We start from the raw sequence: 13,957 nt of genomic DNA, 5'->3' as shown, positions 1-13,957 counted from the left end.
TCATGTCTGTAGTTTTTAGACAAAAAATGAATATTGATTTTGAAAGGTTGAATGAGGATATCCGCCTGTTCCCCCAAGTACACCCGGTTACCCCAGATATGAAAATAACTCATAAGGGTGTTTCACGTTTGGTCATGCTAGACCGTTACACCTTCAAAGACACAGCAAAAATTACCCTAACAAATGGCGACTTTGTTGTTTTAACGATTAAAGAAGATCCGAAATTTCCAGCAAGAGGTTTAGGAACGATCATGGAAATTGACTGGGAAAATAAAAAGGCTAAGGTTTTGATTGAAGAGGAGTTTAGAGGAGCGCTCGACAATCCTGAGGAAACAAGTACAGGGATCATCATCCGGTCTTTAGATGTCATTGAAAAGCCGTTGGAGCTCTTCTACGAGCAAATTGCGAAGCGGAATGCTACAGGCCTTGCATCTGTTGAAGAAACGGAAGAAAAGCGTAGAGAGTGGTTTGAAAGGTTCTATCAAGAGCTTGTAACGATGAACTTTATTCCAGCAGGCCGAGTCTTGTATGGTGCTGGGGCAAATACTGACGTGACATTCTTCAATTGTTACGTAATGCCGTTCGTTGCAGATTCCCGCGAAGGTATCTCTGACCATCGTAAGCAAGTAATGGAAATCATGAGCCGCGGCGGCGGTGTTGGTACAAATGGTTCAACGTTGCGACCGCGTAATACCTTGGCTAGGGGCGTTAACGGAAAATCATCTGGATCGGTATCGTGGTTGGATGATATTGCGAAGTTAACGCATTTGGTTGAGCAGGGTGGGTCAAGACGCGGAGCACAAATGATCATGCTAGCGGATTGGCACCCAGACATTATTGAATTTATTATTTCTAAGATGCAAAATCCTAGAATTTTACGATTCTTAATTGAAAATACCAACGACGAAACGATTAAAAAGCATGCAAAAGATAAGCTGAAGCTCACACCATTGACCCTGCAAGAAACTGCTATGTATCAGGGAATTGTTAACTACAAAAATATCCCAGGTAATGGTGGTTTTGATGAAAATATCATTGCTGATGCAGAAGAAAAATTAGCTACAGGTGGAAATTACACTGTCCATAATTCAGAATTCTTAACGGGTGCAAATATATCTGTATGTTTAACAAAAGAATTTATGGAAGCCGTTGAAAATGATGCTGAATATGAACTTCGTTTCCCGTATGTTGAACACTACAACGAAGAGGAAATGAAAATTTACAATGAAGAATGGCATCAAGTCGGAGATGTCCGCGCGTGGGAAAAACTCGGACATAAAGTACGCGTGTATAAAAAGATTAAAGCAAAAGAGTTATGGAATTTAATTAACATTTGTGCTACTTACTCTGCCGAGCCGGGAATCTTTTTCATTGATAATGCAAACGACATGACCAATGCTAAAGCATATGGACAACAAGTTGTTGCAACTAATCCGTGTGGTGAAGTGGCTTAGTTTGCCTCACGTTAAAAATTGCGGAATTAAGCGGGAAGGCTGAGAGGCTAATCCGAACCGAAGGCTAGATGTAAAAGTTTAGTCAGGGGCAACGCATAGATGGTGAACCTGCACAGCAGAATATAATCCATCCACGAGGCCGCAACATTACACACAAAACCATAGTCGATTATTGAATGAATGGAATTAAGGTGATTAAAGTGAATAGAGGGTATGCGGGTTTTTACAAAGGGCATTATTTAAGAAGTTCTTATGAATACGCATATGCTAGATACCTTGATTTTTATTCGATTCATTGGGCCTATGAAGCCCAGGTATTTGATTTAGGTTATAAATTGTATAAACCAGATTTTTTCTTTTACGATAAAGATAATAAGCTAAAAAAAATAGTGGAAATAAAATCAAGAAATTGTTCTTGCAACTCCTTTCAATAGGGTAAAAACCACTATTAAGCCATTATTAGAAGACATTCAAAAACTGTTCGATGTGAAAGATATTAGGGTCATTTCAAAGGCAGTTTTTGGTGAAGATCGTGGAAGAAAAGAATTGTTAATATTTATGCAAAAAGTGTGTAATGAAAAGATATGCTGAACTAACAGGAATTCAACTGTTAGAACTAGGGGATAAAAAGCCTCTAGGATAACAAACTGGAACAACCTCTCGCACCATTTTCAGTGTGTAACCTAGCCGCTGTTAACCTTGCCGAAATGGCAGACAAAGAAACAAAAACTGTTGACTTTGAGAAATTAAAGAAAACGGTAGAAGTTGGCGTCAGAATGCAAGACAACGTTATTAATGCAACACCATATTTCTTAGAAGAAAATAAAAAGCAAGCCCTTGGTGAGCGCCGCGTTGGACTTGGTGTAATGGGATTACACGATTTACTGATTTACTGTGAAACGGAATATGGTTCACCTGAAGGAAATAGACTTGTTGATCAAGTATTTGAAACAATTGCAACGACAGCTTATAGAACATCAGTTGAATTAGCAACAGAGAAGGGAAGTTTCCCATTCTTAAACGGAGAAACAAGGGAAGATACAAACCGTTTAAGAAAAGCTTTCATTGAAACGGGATTTATGAAAAAAATGCCTGAAGATATCCGTCAATCGATATTAGAAAACGGAATAAGAAATTCCCATTTGCTAACTGTTGCTCCAACGGGGTCCACTGGAACAATGGTTGGGGTTTCCACCGGATTAGAGCCTTATTTCTCATTCTCTTATTTCCGCAGCGGACGTCTTGGTAAATTTATCGAAGTAAAAGCAGATATTGTACAAGAATATTTAGAACAGCATCCAGAAGCAGATGCAGACAATCTTCCAAATTGGTTTGTATCATCGATGGAGTTAGCTCCTGAAGCTCATGCAGATGTTCAGTGTGTGATCCAGCGTTGGATTGACAGTTCAATCAGTAAAACCGTTAACGCACCAAAAGGCTATAGCGTCGAACAGGTAGAAAAGGTTTACGAACGCCTATATCGTGGTGGTGCTAAGGGGGGTACTGTCTATGTGGACGGATCAAGGGATTCACAAGTATTAACACTTAAAGCTGAGGAAAATACAAACGAGCAATTATCGATGTTTGAAGATAAACCAAAGCAGCATGTTGTCCTTGTTGATACCATTACTGACCTACGATCAACAGATGTAACAATCGGTTCTGAGGTTGGCAACACCTGCCCGGTCTGCCGCAAAGGAAAAGTTAAAGAAATGGGCGGCTGTAATACTTGTACCAATTGTGGTGCCCAACTAAAGTGTGGTTTATAGAGTTTTAGGGGATGGAGATTATTTTCCATCCCTTTTTCAAATTTAAATTCAGTGAAGGACAAATCGTGTAATTGGTAAGGTGGATTTGGCATTCATAAGGGAGATGAAGGACAAAGAGGGTGATCGAGAGGAAAGATTTGCCCTTCATGCTGCAATGAGGAGTTCTTTTATCATGCATGAAAGAAGATAAAAATGATCAATATGCGGCAATTATTTGAACAATCTACATTCTTCACATGTTCTTCATCCTATTATGGTATCGTAAATCTATTCCAACATGGCAGGGTGAGTATATGTACAATTTATTTAGTCAAATAAGTTCTGTCTTAAGCCAACCGTTTTTGAATATGACCAATAGTTTAGAAGCCTGGCCGATCATATTTGCATTAATACTAGGACTGGTAGGAGCCCTTGCCCCGTGCCAGCTTACGGGAAATATAAGTGCAATCACGCTGTATGGAAACAGTTCGATTCAAAAAAGAATTGTCTGGAAGGATGTTTTCAGTTTTACCTTGGGTAAAATAGTGGCCTTTTCCCTATTAGGCGGATTAGTTTGGCTGCTGGGAAAAGGAATTGAACAAAATTTCATCCTTTATTTTCCGTGGCTTCGGAAAATTATGGGCCCAATCTTAATCATTGTGGGATTATATATGTTGGGTTTTATAAAATTAAGGGGGACTATCACTCTATTTAAACAATCAACAAAGTACAAGCGGGAAAATCAATTCGGTTCTTTCATGCTAGGGTTTAGTTTTTCTTTGGCTTTTTGTCCAACCATGTTTATTTTGTTTTTCGTCACATTAATGCCAGTAGTGCTGTCAAGCCCATATGGCTTTATTCTTCCCTCCATTTTTGCGTTAGGAACTGCGTTACCGCTCTTATTCGTCATTTTGATTATTTGGTATCTTGGTGGTGGTGGTGTATTAATGAAAAAGGGAAGGAAATTTGGCACTAGTATTCAAAGACTGGCTGGGGTCCTAATGCTCCTGTTAGGTATATTTGATACCTTAACGTATTGGTCACTCTAAATTAAAAAGGCAGTATTGAGAATCAAGTACGTTGCAACTAATTAAGTGATTTTCGACACTGTTTGTACCGTTATAAAAAAATATAATGAAATTATGATTGAAAAAGATTTTGAACAAATGATGAAAAGCCAAAAATCTTTTTAAAAAAATAAAAGCCAACCCCTTTACATAGGGTAGGGGGGTATGGTAGTATACAATCATAGTAGTTCACATATAAAATTTTAACAATGAAAGGTTGGTTTTTTATGGAGAAGATTACTCTAAGCGTACAAGGTATGTCTTGTGACCATTGTGTGAAAGCAGTAGAAGGAAGTGTTGGTGCACTAAACGGAGTTGCCGCTGTAAAGGTAAATTTAAAAGCTGCAACAGTTGATGTGGAATTTAACAAGCAGCAGGTTTCCTTGGATCAAATTAAAGAAACCATCGATGACCAAGGTTACGATGTGAAATAAGTAGTAAAATAACGTGCTTTCTCATAGCACGTTCTTTTTCCTAAATTATATACCTATATGGGGTATAAGGAGTTGGCTTTTATGAGTCATAGTCTCAAAGAAACAAATATACAAATTTCGGGGATGACCTGTGCGGCCTGTGCAACAAGAATTGAAAAGGGTCTAAACAAGCTAGTTGGTGTTGAGTCGGCTAATGTAAACCTTGCCTTAGAAAAATCCGCCATTAAATATGACCCATTGCAAATCAATGTTGACGATATTGAAAAGAAAATTAGAGATTTAGGGTACGAGGTTGTTACTGAGAAGACAGAGCTTGACATCACCGGAATGACCTGTGCCGCCTGCTCAACAAGAATTGAAAAAGGCCTAAATAAATTAGAGGGAGTCATCAAGGCAAATGTGAACTTGGCTCTTGAAAAAGCAACAATAGAGTTCAACGGCTCCGTCCTTTCGACAAACGATATAATAAAAAAGGTTGAGAATCTGGGTTACGGAGCAAAGATTAAAGAAGGAGCGAAGGATTCTAGTGACTATCGCGAAAAGGAAATTGCCAAACAAACGAAAAAGTTACTATTTTCGGCGATCTTGTCAGTGCCCTTATTATGGGCAATGGCTGGCCACTTTTCGTTTACATCCTTTATTTGGGTACCAGAAATATTTATGAATCCTTGGTTCCAGTTTCTACTGGCCACTCCCGTCCAGTTTATCATTGGCAGCCAATTTTATATCGGGGCCTATAAGGCGCTTAAGAATAAAAGCGCCAATATGGATGTACTTGTTGCTTTGGGTACTTCAGCCGCTTATTTCTACAGCCTTTACCAGGCCATCTTAACCATTAGCGGTAAGGTTCATATGGTGGAGCTCTATTTTGAAACGAGTGCTGTATTAATTACCTTGATTATTCTAGGAAAGTTGTTTGAAGCAAAAGCAAAAGGCCGGTCCTCTGAAGCCATAAAAAAATTGATGGGACTTCAGGCGAAGACGGCCGTTGTCGAACGAGAAGGAATGGAGCTAGAAATTCCTCTTGAGGAAGTAGTCGTTGGCGATTTCCTCCATATTAAACCGGGTGAAAAGATTCCAGTTGATGGGATTATTATTGAGGGTCAGTCAGCAATTGATGAGTCGATGTTAACCGGTGAAAGTGTGCCTGTTGATAAAAAAATCGGCGATCCCGTGATTGGTGCAACCATAAACAAAAATGGCTTTTTAAAGGTTAAAGCCGCAAAGGTCGGTAAAGATACAGCGTTAGCACAAATTATTAAAGTAGTGGAGGAAGCTCAAGGCTCAAAGGCTCCTATTCAACGACTTGCTGATAAAATTTCCGGTGTGTTTGTTCCGATTGTTGTGGGCTTAGCAGCTCTAACGTTTATTGTGTGGTATCTATGGGCAACTCCAGGGGATTTTGCGGAGGCTCTCGAGAAAATGATTGCAGTCCTTGTCATTGCCTGTCCATGTGCCCTAGGGCTTGCTACGCCAACATCGATAATGGCTGGTTCCGGTCGTTCTGCTGAATACGGCATCCTTTTTAAAGGCGGCGAACATTTAGAAATGACCCACCGGATTATTGCTGTTGTCCTAGATAAAACCGGCACGGTTACGAACGGAACTCCTGTACTAACCGATGTTTTCCCAGTTGAAACATGGACTGAAGAAGAATTCTTAGTAATCGTTGGCTCAGCAGAAAAACAATCGGAACACCCGCTGGCCGAAGCTATTGTCAAAGGAATAAAAGAAAAGGGAATGCCTTTGAAGGGGGTTTCGAGGTTTGAAGCTATCCCCGGGTTTGGCATTAAAGCAACTGTGGATGGAAATGAAGTGTTAATTGGTACACGAAAATTAATGAACATGTATGATGTCAATGTTGAAAAATCTCTTAAAATAATGTCTGAATTAGAGACGGTTGGTAAAACTGCCATGCTTGTGGCGATCAATGAACAATATGCAGGGTTGGTTGCTGTTGCAGATACCATCAAGGGAACTTCCAAAATGGCAATCGGGCGTTTGAAGGAAATGGGACTCGATGTCATTATGATTACAGGTGATAATCAGCGGACTGCGGAGGCAATTGCCACACAGGCGGGGATTGATCATGTTATCGCTGAAGTTCTTCCCGAGGGAAAAGCCGATGAAATCAAAAAATTGCAGTCACAAGGCAAGAAAGTGGCTATGGTTGGAGATGGAATTAATGATGCCCCGGCATTAGCAATTGCTGACATTGGAATGGCCATTGGCACCGGTACAGATGTCGCAATGGAAGCGGCCGATATCACACTGATTCGCGGTGATTTAAATAGCATTGCAGATGCCATCTTTATGAGTAAAAAGACCATTACGAATATTAAACAAAATCTGTTCTGGGCGCTGGCCTATAACTCATTGGGAATCCCAATCGCGGCTCTTGGGTTCCTTGCACCATGGCTTGCCGGTGCTGCGATGGCATTCAGTTCTGTTTCGGTTGTTCTGAATGCATTGCGATTACAAAAAGTAAAACTATAGAATGTTAACGACAGATTGTTTTTATTGGGCTGACACATAATTGTCAGCCTTTTTCAATTTTTACACTATCTATAGCTATTATACTGAATACATATAAATTCTCGTTAAGGGTGATTTCCATGAATCAGATCTTATTAGTTGAAGATGAACAAAGCGTTTTAGGAGTAATAAAAGCCTATTTAGAAAAAGCAGGATACCTGGTTCGCTCCGCTGATACGGGATTAAAAGGAATTGATCTTTTTATGGCTGAAAGATTTGACCTGGTTATTCTAGATTTAATGCTGCCGGATATTAGCGGTGAAGAGGTCTGTAAAATTGTTCGACAAACCTCTGATGTTCATATTTTTATGTTGACAGCAAAAGGGTCTTTAAATGACCGCATCGAGGGATTAAGGATTGGGGCGGATGAATATTTAATCAAACCATTTAGTCCAAGGGAGTTGATTGCGAGGGTAAACGCTCTTTTCCGCAGACTAAACGGTAGGGTTCATTCATCTAGTGTCATTTTTGATGATGGGAATCTGCTAATAGATTGCGCGAAAAGGACGATTAAAGTTAGCGGTGCGGAAAAGTCCTTTACTCCAAATGAGTTCGATATATTAAGGACACTTGTTGCAAATAAAGGAAAGGTTTTATCAAGGGATCAACTCATTGATACATTATATGGAGAAGAATTTAATGGCTTTGATCGGACAATTGATGTCCATATCAAAAATATTCGTAAAAAGATTGAAAAGGATACGAAGAATCCCAAATATATTGTAACCGTGTTGAAAGCAGGATATAAGTTTGGGGGAGTGTGTTAAATGCACTCCATCAGTAAAAGACTAAGTATTTTATTTATACTGTGTACACTTGCCACCATCCTGCTCGTTACATTGTTTGTCAACTTTACCGTTACCAATAAGTTTGATCAATATATGGTTGATATTCAAAATAGGAGATATCAAAGAATTGTCACCTATTTGGAAGATGTTTACAAGAGAGAAGGGGAATGGTCAGTAAATACTGGTGTTGAGTTGATGCATGAGGCATATATGGGGAATTATTGCTTGACACTAATGGATGATAAGAAACAAACAGTGTGGGGAATGAATCCTAATGAAATCAAAAACCAGCTAAATATGAATGAAATGCCTACTCAGAAGAATGGTGTTTACACAACCAAAACTTTTGCCATAAAGGTAGATTCAAAAAAAGTGGGATATGTCGATATTGGGCAGTATTCATCAATCCTCCTCACAGAGGAGGATATCAACTTTAAAAGCTCCATTAATAAAAGCATTATTGCCAGCGGGATTCTGACCCTCATTATTATAGGCGGATTTAGCTTTTATTTTTCAAAACAATTTTCCAATCCAATTAAAGATGTGGCACAGTTATCAGTAAATTTATCTAAAGGAAATTTTGAAACCAAATCCAGTATTAAAAGTAATCTTTTGGAGCTGGAAGATTTACAAAAAAGTGTAAATATCTTAGCGGGAAAATTAAAGTATCAGGACACACTGAGGAAAAGGTTAGTTTCCGATATATCACATGAAATTAGAACCCCATTAAATGTCTTGCAAAATAATCTAGAGGCGATGATTGATGGCGTATATCCGGTGACAACTGAGAAATTACATGCTTTAAATGAAGAAGTCATCCGGTTCGGAAAATTAATTAATAGCTTAAATGTGTTAAAGCATTTTGAAGCTGAAAGTACAAAGCTAACCTATGAAACCATCTATCTGGATGAATTCATTACTGAAATTTGCAAGGGCTTTTACCTAGATGCAGAAAAAAAGAATATCAGTCTTCAGTATCATGTTCAACCGAATCATAAATACTTGATAACTGGTGACAAAGACCAACTTAAACAGGTATTTATTAACCTTGTCGCTAATGCCATTAAATTTACTACATTTGAAGGCATAGTGCTGATCAAATTATATGAAAATGGAAAAAATATTGTTGTCGAAGTATGTGACAATGGGATGGGAATTAAGGATGAAGATTTGCCCTTTATCTTTGAAAGACTATATCGCGGGGAGATGGGCAGGCAGAAAATTGAAGGGAAGGGGATTGGCTTAACCATCGTGAAGAGTATTCTGCAGCTTCACAATGCTGGTATAGATGTAGAAAGTAAAGTAGGAATCGGAACGAAATTTACGATCTATTTTAATGAAAATAAAAAAAGTTAATAAGTTGGGGATAACATCCCAAATTATTAACTTTTTACTTACTGAATGTATTTGCTTCTCATATCCTCTAAATCAACGGAATTTACATCTTTAACAACATCAATTATTCCAAGCAATTCCTCTTCATTTAGATAAATACCGTATGTGCCAGCTTTCTCGATCGAAAATTCAATATCAACGATTTCCTTCGCGCCAGTAAATTCAGTCACGATTTGTTTAGTATTGGCATTCATGATAATAAAAGATCCGTTAGGCTGATCAAAAGAAGTTAAATCAATGGACATCTTCGTTTTTAATGCTTGATTAGCAACAATGATGAGCGGTTCTAGTTCGTATCCAATACCTTTAATGGCAATGGATTGTTCATTATTTGATAGTTGAATCGTTTGCACTAAACGTTCAGTAGGGACCAAGCTAATATCAGTACCATAAATACTTGGCTTAGTTTGATTAGAAGCCGGTGCCGTAGAATTGGTCGAAGAATCCATACCCTTGGCGCCACTGCTTGCTGTTTTAACTTTCTTTAGGTCATCTACTACCTTAATGACTCCCCGTTTCATTCCCATCCAACAGCTAAACGGAATATCTTCATTACCCGGTGTGAATTCGATAATGTTTTTGCCAGTTTGAAGTTTCTGTTCAACATTGATATCAGGAACAACAATCGTACTATTACAGCCTGTGATTTGTTCACCCTCTACGACCCATTTAACAGGCATACCTTTTTGAACATAAAGCGTATTAGGTGTATAGCCATAAACGTTGGCTGTCATATGTAGAACTTGAATCCCATCCTTGATGGTAGCTTTTGTAGCATTTGCGGCCGAAGCGGAATCATCTCCGGAAGTGATCACATTAGCTAACATAGAGCCGGGGCTAAAATTCATTCCCGCAAGTGCTAAACCCCTATTGCTCATAACTAAGCCAAGAACGACAATGAGAATTCCACTAAATTTAAGGATTTTCTTTGTGTAGCCTTTACTTAAAAGACTTGATACAGCCCCGAAAGTCAACATTAGCGGGACAGTTCCAATGGCAAACATGAACATGGATAGCGCTCCACTGATTGCGCTGCCGGTACCCAACGCATAAAGCTGCATCGTTTGCAGGGGACCGCAAGGCATTAACCCATTAAGCATGCCAATAAAAAACGGTGTCTTCGGTTTTGATTTCGTTAACATTTTTATAGCAGAAGATGGCAGCTTAAACTGAACCTTTCTAAACGCCTTAAAACCTGCCATATTAAAGCCCATCATAACCATGAATACACCGGCAAGAATTTGCATGATAGATTTAGTGGTTAGTGAAAGTGCAAATACAGAACCAATCGCACCAACGATTCCCCCGATGATGATATAGGCTGTAATCCTTCCAAGGTTATATAAAATAGCCGGTTTCATTGCTTCAAATTTATTTTTACTTTCCTTCCCAATGGTTTGTGAAAGCATAATTCCGCCGCACATTCCTACGCAATGGAGGGAAGTAATCACCCCAACAACAAATAAAACGGCATAGGAAGCATTTTTAAGCTTATCTTCCATATTAAAGCTGCCGGTATTTATGCCAAGCAGAAAAATAGCGGCAACAACCATAATGATTCCAATGACCTTAAAGCCTTTGCCATTTTCAGTGCTGTAGCCGATACGATTGATTGCTGCCTTTATCTGGTCCCTGCTACATGATTCCTCATTAAACACAACATCTGCGAATTGGCCCGTAAAATTCGCCTTAACTTCGATCACACCATTTATCTTTTTTACTGTTCTTTCAATCCGCTTTTCGCATGATGTACAGGTCATATCGTACACCTTTATTCTTTCCTTCCGTATACCCATAAGGTTCTCCGCCTTTACAAATTAATGAGAATCATAAAATGATAGGGTAAGTGTATGAAATCGATATGTTGATGATATGAAGAAAAATGATAGACTGGTGAACATTATGTAGACAAAATGGGTACAAAAAATGTCCAGCTTAATAAAAATTTTCCCCCTGTCCAATGTACTATTTTGGCGATGTGCTGATTAAAGATGTAAAAATGAGTTCATCTTAGGAGTGGCTGCCATGAAAATAGACGGGGTTTTTTCCGGAGGGGGAATTAGAGGGTTTTCACTCATTGGAGCTTATGAAGAAATTGAAAATAGGGGTTTGGAGTTTGTAAGAGTTGCGGGAACAAGTGCGGGATCCATTGTTGCAGCTTTAATTGCCGCAGGCTATACGAGTAAAGAAATTTATCAATTAGTTGACGAGTTCGATTTGCCCAAAATGCTCGATGCCCGGAAATCCATCATTCCATTTTCAATTGCGAAATGGCTGCATGTTTATTGGAGGCTAGGTCTTTATAAGGGAAATGAACTAGAAAAATGGATGAAAGAAAAGCTTGAAGCAAAAGGGCTAAGGACATTTTCTGATCTTCCGTCCCATGCCTTAAGAGTTATCGCGTCAGACCTTTCCAATGGGCGAATGGTCGTTTTGCCTGATGATTTGGAAAAATACGGAATTTCCCCTGGCTCATTCTCAATTGCAAAGGCAATTAGAATGAGCTGCAGTATCCCCTACTTTTTTGAACCTGTGAGATTGCGCTCAATAGATGGTGTAAATATTTTGGTGGACGGCGGGGTCCTTAGTAATTTTCCCATGTGGCTTTTTGATAAGGATAATGTAAAAAAAGTTAGGCCGGTACTAGGGATTAAATTGAGCCCCAGCGAATATGAACATGAAAAACATCAAATAAAAAATGGCTTTCAACTAATGGGGGCATTGTTTGAGACCATGAAGGATGCCCATGATCAACGGTATATTTCGAAGAAACATGTCGAAAATATTATTTTTATAAAAGCTGAAGGAGTATCTTTAATTGAATTTAATTTAACAGAGGAAAAAAAGCAAAAATTATTTGAAATTGGAAGAGAACATGCAAATATATTTTTAAATAAATGGGGGTATTAAAAAAATCGAGTGTCTAAAAAGACGCTCGATTTTTCTTTTTTCCCTTTTTTCCGTCGATAACAGTCAAGTGAGCAGGCGATTTCTTTTTGGTCTTGTTGTTTTTCTTTAATGTTGTTAACGTCCCAAGAGAAGAGGTTTTCATGGTTGTATCCCCACTCTTTTGCTGCAATCGTTTTTTTGACCTTTTTGCTGCTTTAAGAAATGCCCGCTGCTCTTTTTTCTGAGGGCTCGAATTTGAAAACTTACGAAAAAGGAAAAATATCGCCAGTCCGATCAATGCGATGACAGCTATTCTCTGAATGAAACCGGCAGGATTGGCTGTAAATGAACCGAAAAGGCCAAGTAGAGCAAGAATAATGAGTATCCCAACAATAATAACAGGCGCCCGATTTTTCAAGAATGCCACCTCCCTAAGAGCATCTTAAGCATTTTTTTATTCTTTTAAACACATAAAAACAAAGATTTAGACAATTTCTTTACTTTCCATTTCAAATTCCGATTCCCTTTCCCGTTTAAGTAATTCGTTAAAGGAAAGAATTGCCACTTCCACTTGATCATTATTTGGTTCCTTCGTCGTTAGCAATTGAAGCCAAAGCCCTGGAAGTCCTAAATACTTCAAAATTGGAATATAACGAAGTTTGTTAGTGACCTGCAAGACTTCAAAAGCAATTCCTAACACGACTGGTATGAGGAGAAGCCGATCGACTATTCGTAACCATAGCGGTGACGTAGGCACTAACATATAAACAAACACACCAACGATAACGGTAAATAAAATAAAACTGCTGCCGCATCGGTAGTGCAGTCGAGAATGTGCCTGAACATTTTCGACAGTTAACTCTACCCCTGCCTCAAAGGTGTTAATTACTTTATGCTCGGCACCATGATATTGAAACACTCGTTTGATTAACGGGGTAAGTGAAACAAAGTATATATAGGTAAGAAGCAACAAAAGCTTAAAGAAACCTTCAACCAAAACTTGAGCAAAATCCGAAGGGAAAATGGGTTTCGTTAGGACTGCTAAAAAGACTGGTATTAACGTAAAAGCAAATTTCCCGAATAAAAAGGAAAGGACACCAATAGCGGCTACACCTAAATACATGGTTAACTTAGAAACTTCTTTTTCTTTTATTGTATCATCGTCTTTTGGATCTACATCGTATCTCTCTGTTGAGAAATTTAAATGTTTTGACCCATTGGCACTAGATTCAATAATCGCAATAATCCCGCGTAGGAAAGGGATTTTCTTAAATCCTGTTAAAGCAGGATTTGCTTTTCGCGGTAAATGAAAATATTCAACAGAACGGTCGTTTCTGCGAACTGCGGTAATATAATGATGCTTTCCGCCAAACATGACTCCTTCAACGACCGCTTGGCCGCCATATACGGGTTTTTGAGAATTGGACATGGTTATGAACACCAACCTAAACTGTAGTTGCACAATTGCAGACATATGAAAAATCTGTTTGTACTTACATTTATTCTACTAGAAAAATGAAAAAACCTCTAGGAAGACAGAATATTTCCAAATAAATTTCGTGAAAAAATTTTTTCATGTAAAGATTGGACAGCAATGGGCATAATAATGCTTGAATTTACCATCATCATATCAAATGAATTGCTTGC

General features: G+C 38.6%; 9 protein-coding genes and 2 pseudogenes. 8 read left to right on the top strand and 3 right to left on the bottom strand.

Annotated elements, in window-relative coordinates; translation table 11 throughout:
- Window positions 1-2 precede the first annotated feature (2 nt).
- The 7 genes and pseudogenes from G6554_RS02300 to G6554_RS02270 all read left to right on the top strand — a co-directional run.
- Window positions 3-1,445, top strand: a pseudogene (locus G6554_RS02300) (vitamin B12-dependent ribonucleotide reductase); the annotation flags it as partial.
- A gap of 659 nt (window positions 1,446-2,104) precedes the next feature.
- A pseudogene (locus G6554_RS02295) lies at window positions 2,105-3,223 on the top strand (vitamin B12-dependent ribonucleotide reductase); the annotation flags it as partial.
- 293 nt (window positions 3,224-3,516) lie between these two features.
- Window positions 3,517-4,251 (top strand): urease accessory protein UreH domain-containing protein, encoded by a 735-nt coding sequence (locus G6554_RS02290; protein WP_166238346.1) that lies wholly within the window; start codon window positions 3,517-3,519, stop codon window positions 4,249-4,251.
- A gap of 245 nt (window positions 4,252-4,496) precedes the next feature.
- Complete coding sequence (gene copZ, locus G6554_RS02285) at window positions 4,497-4,703, top strand: copper chaperone CopZ (RefSeq protein WP_166238344.1); 207 nt, start codon at window positions 4,497-4,499, stop codon at window positions 4,701-4,703.
- Window positions 4,704-4,784: 81 nt separating this feature from the next.
- Window positions 4,785-7,199 (top strand): heavy metal translocating P-type ATPase, encoded by a 2,415-nt coding sequence (locus G6554_RS02280; protein ID WP_166238342.1) that lies wholly within the window; start codon window positions 4,785-4,787, stop codon window positions 7,197-7,199.
- A 119-nt stretch (window positions 7,200-7,318) separates the two neighbouring features.
- Window positions 7,319-8,005 (top strand): response regulator transcription factor, encoded by a 687-nt coding sequence (locus tag G6554_RS02275; protein ID WP_166238340.1) that lies wholly within the window; start codon window positions 7,319-7,321, stop codon window positions 8,003-8,005.
- On the top strand, window positions 8,006-9,382 hold the full coding sequence (locus G6554_RS02270) for a sensor histidine kinase (RefSeq protein WP_166238338.1): 1,377 nt from the start codon (window positions 8,006-8,008) through the stop codon (window positions 9,380-9,382).
- 38 nt (window positions 9,383-9,420) lie between these two features.
- Here G6554_RS02270 and G6554_RS02265 read toward each other — a convergent pair whose 3' ends face one another.
- Window positions 9,421-11,217, bottom strand: a complete 1,797-nt coding sequence (locus tag G6554_RS02265) for an urease accessory protein UreH domain-containing protein (RefSeq protein ID WP_166238336.1) — start codon at window positions 11,215-11,217, stop codon at window positions 9,421-9,423.
- 229 nt (window positions 11,218-11,446) lie between these two features.
- Here G6554_RS02265 and G6554_RS02260 point away from each other — a divergent pair, with 229 nt between their 5' ends.
- The gene (locus G6554_RS02260) at window positions 11,447-12,331 is read left to right on the top strand and encodes a patatin-like phospholipase family protein (protein ID WP_166238334.1); all 885 of its coding nucleotides are present in this window, start codon (window positions 11,447-11,449) and stop codon (window positions 12,329-12,331) included.
- A gap of 13 nt (window positions 12,332-12,344) precedes the next feature.
- Here G6554_RS02260 and G6554_RS02255 read toward each other — a convergent pair whose 3' ends face one another.
- Together G6554_RS02255 and G6554_RS02250 are read right to left on the bottom strand one after the other, a co-directional pair.
- On the bottom strand, window positions 12,345-12,737 hold the full coding sequence (locus tag G6554_RS02255; protein ID WP_347564270.1) for an SA1362 family protein: 393 nt from the start codon (window positions 12,735-12,737) through the stop codon (window positions 12,345-12,347).
- A 57-nt stretch (window positions 12,738-12,794) separates the two neighbouring features.
- Window positions 12,795-13,739, bottom strand: a complete 945-nt coding sequence (locus G6554_RS02250; protein WP_166238330.1) for a DUF1385 domain-containing protein — start codon at window positions 13,737-13,739, stop codon at window positions 12,795-12,797.
- Between the last annotated feature and the right edge of the window lie 218 nt (window positions 13,740-13,957).

This window comes from Bacillus sp. MM2020_4 (assembly GCF_011250555.1).
Lineage (GTDB): Bacteria > Bacillota > Bacilli > Bacillales > Cytobacillaceae > Neobacillus.
The sequence above is the reverse complement of the archived record's forward strand: the minus strand, read 5'-3'. Positions and strand labels throughout refer to the sequence as shown.

Bases quoted from the DNA above. Each gene is read 5' to 3' on its own strand.
- G6554_RS02290 (WP_166238346.1), top strand. From the start codon at position 3,517: ATGTACAATTTATTTAGTCAAATAAGTTCTGTCTTAAGCCAACCGTTT.
- copZ (WP_166238344.1), top strand. From the start codon at position 4,497: ATGGAGAAGATTACTCTAAGCGTACAAGGTATGTCTTGTGACCATTGT.
- G6554_RS02280 (WP_166238342.1), top strand. From the start codon at position 4,785: ATGAGTCATAGTCTCAAAGAAACAAATATACAAATTTCGGGGATGACC.
- G6554_RS02275 (WP_166238340.1), top strand. From the start codon at position 7,319: ATGAATCAGATCTTATTAGTTGAAGATGAACAAAGCGTTTTAGGAGTA.
- G6554_RS02270 (WP_166238338.1), top strand. From the start codon at position 8,006: ATGCACTCCATCAGTAAAAGACTAAGTATTTTATTTATACTGTGTACA.
- G6554_RS02265 (WP_166238336.1), bottom strand. From the start codon at position 11,217: ATGGGTATACGGAAGGAAAGAATAAAGGTGTACGATATGACCTGTACA.
- G6554_RS02260 (WP_166238334.1), top strand. From the start codon at position 11,447: ATGAAAATAGACGGGGTTTTTTCCGGAGGGGGAATTAGAGGGTTTTCA.
- G6554_RS02250 (WP_166238330.1), bottom strand. From the start codon at position 13,739: ATGTCCAATTCTCAAAAACCCGTATATGGCGGCCAAGCGGTCGTTGAA.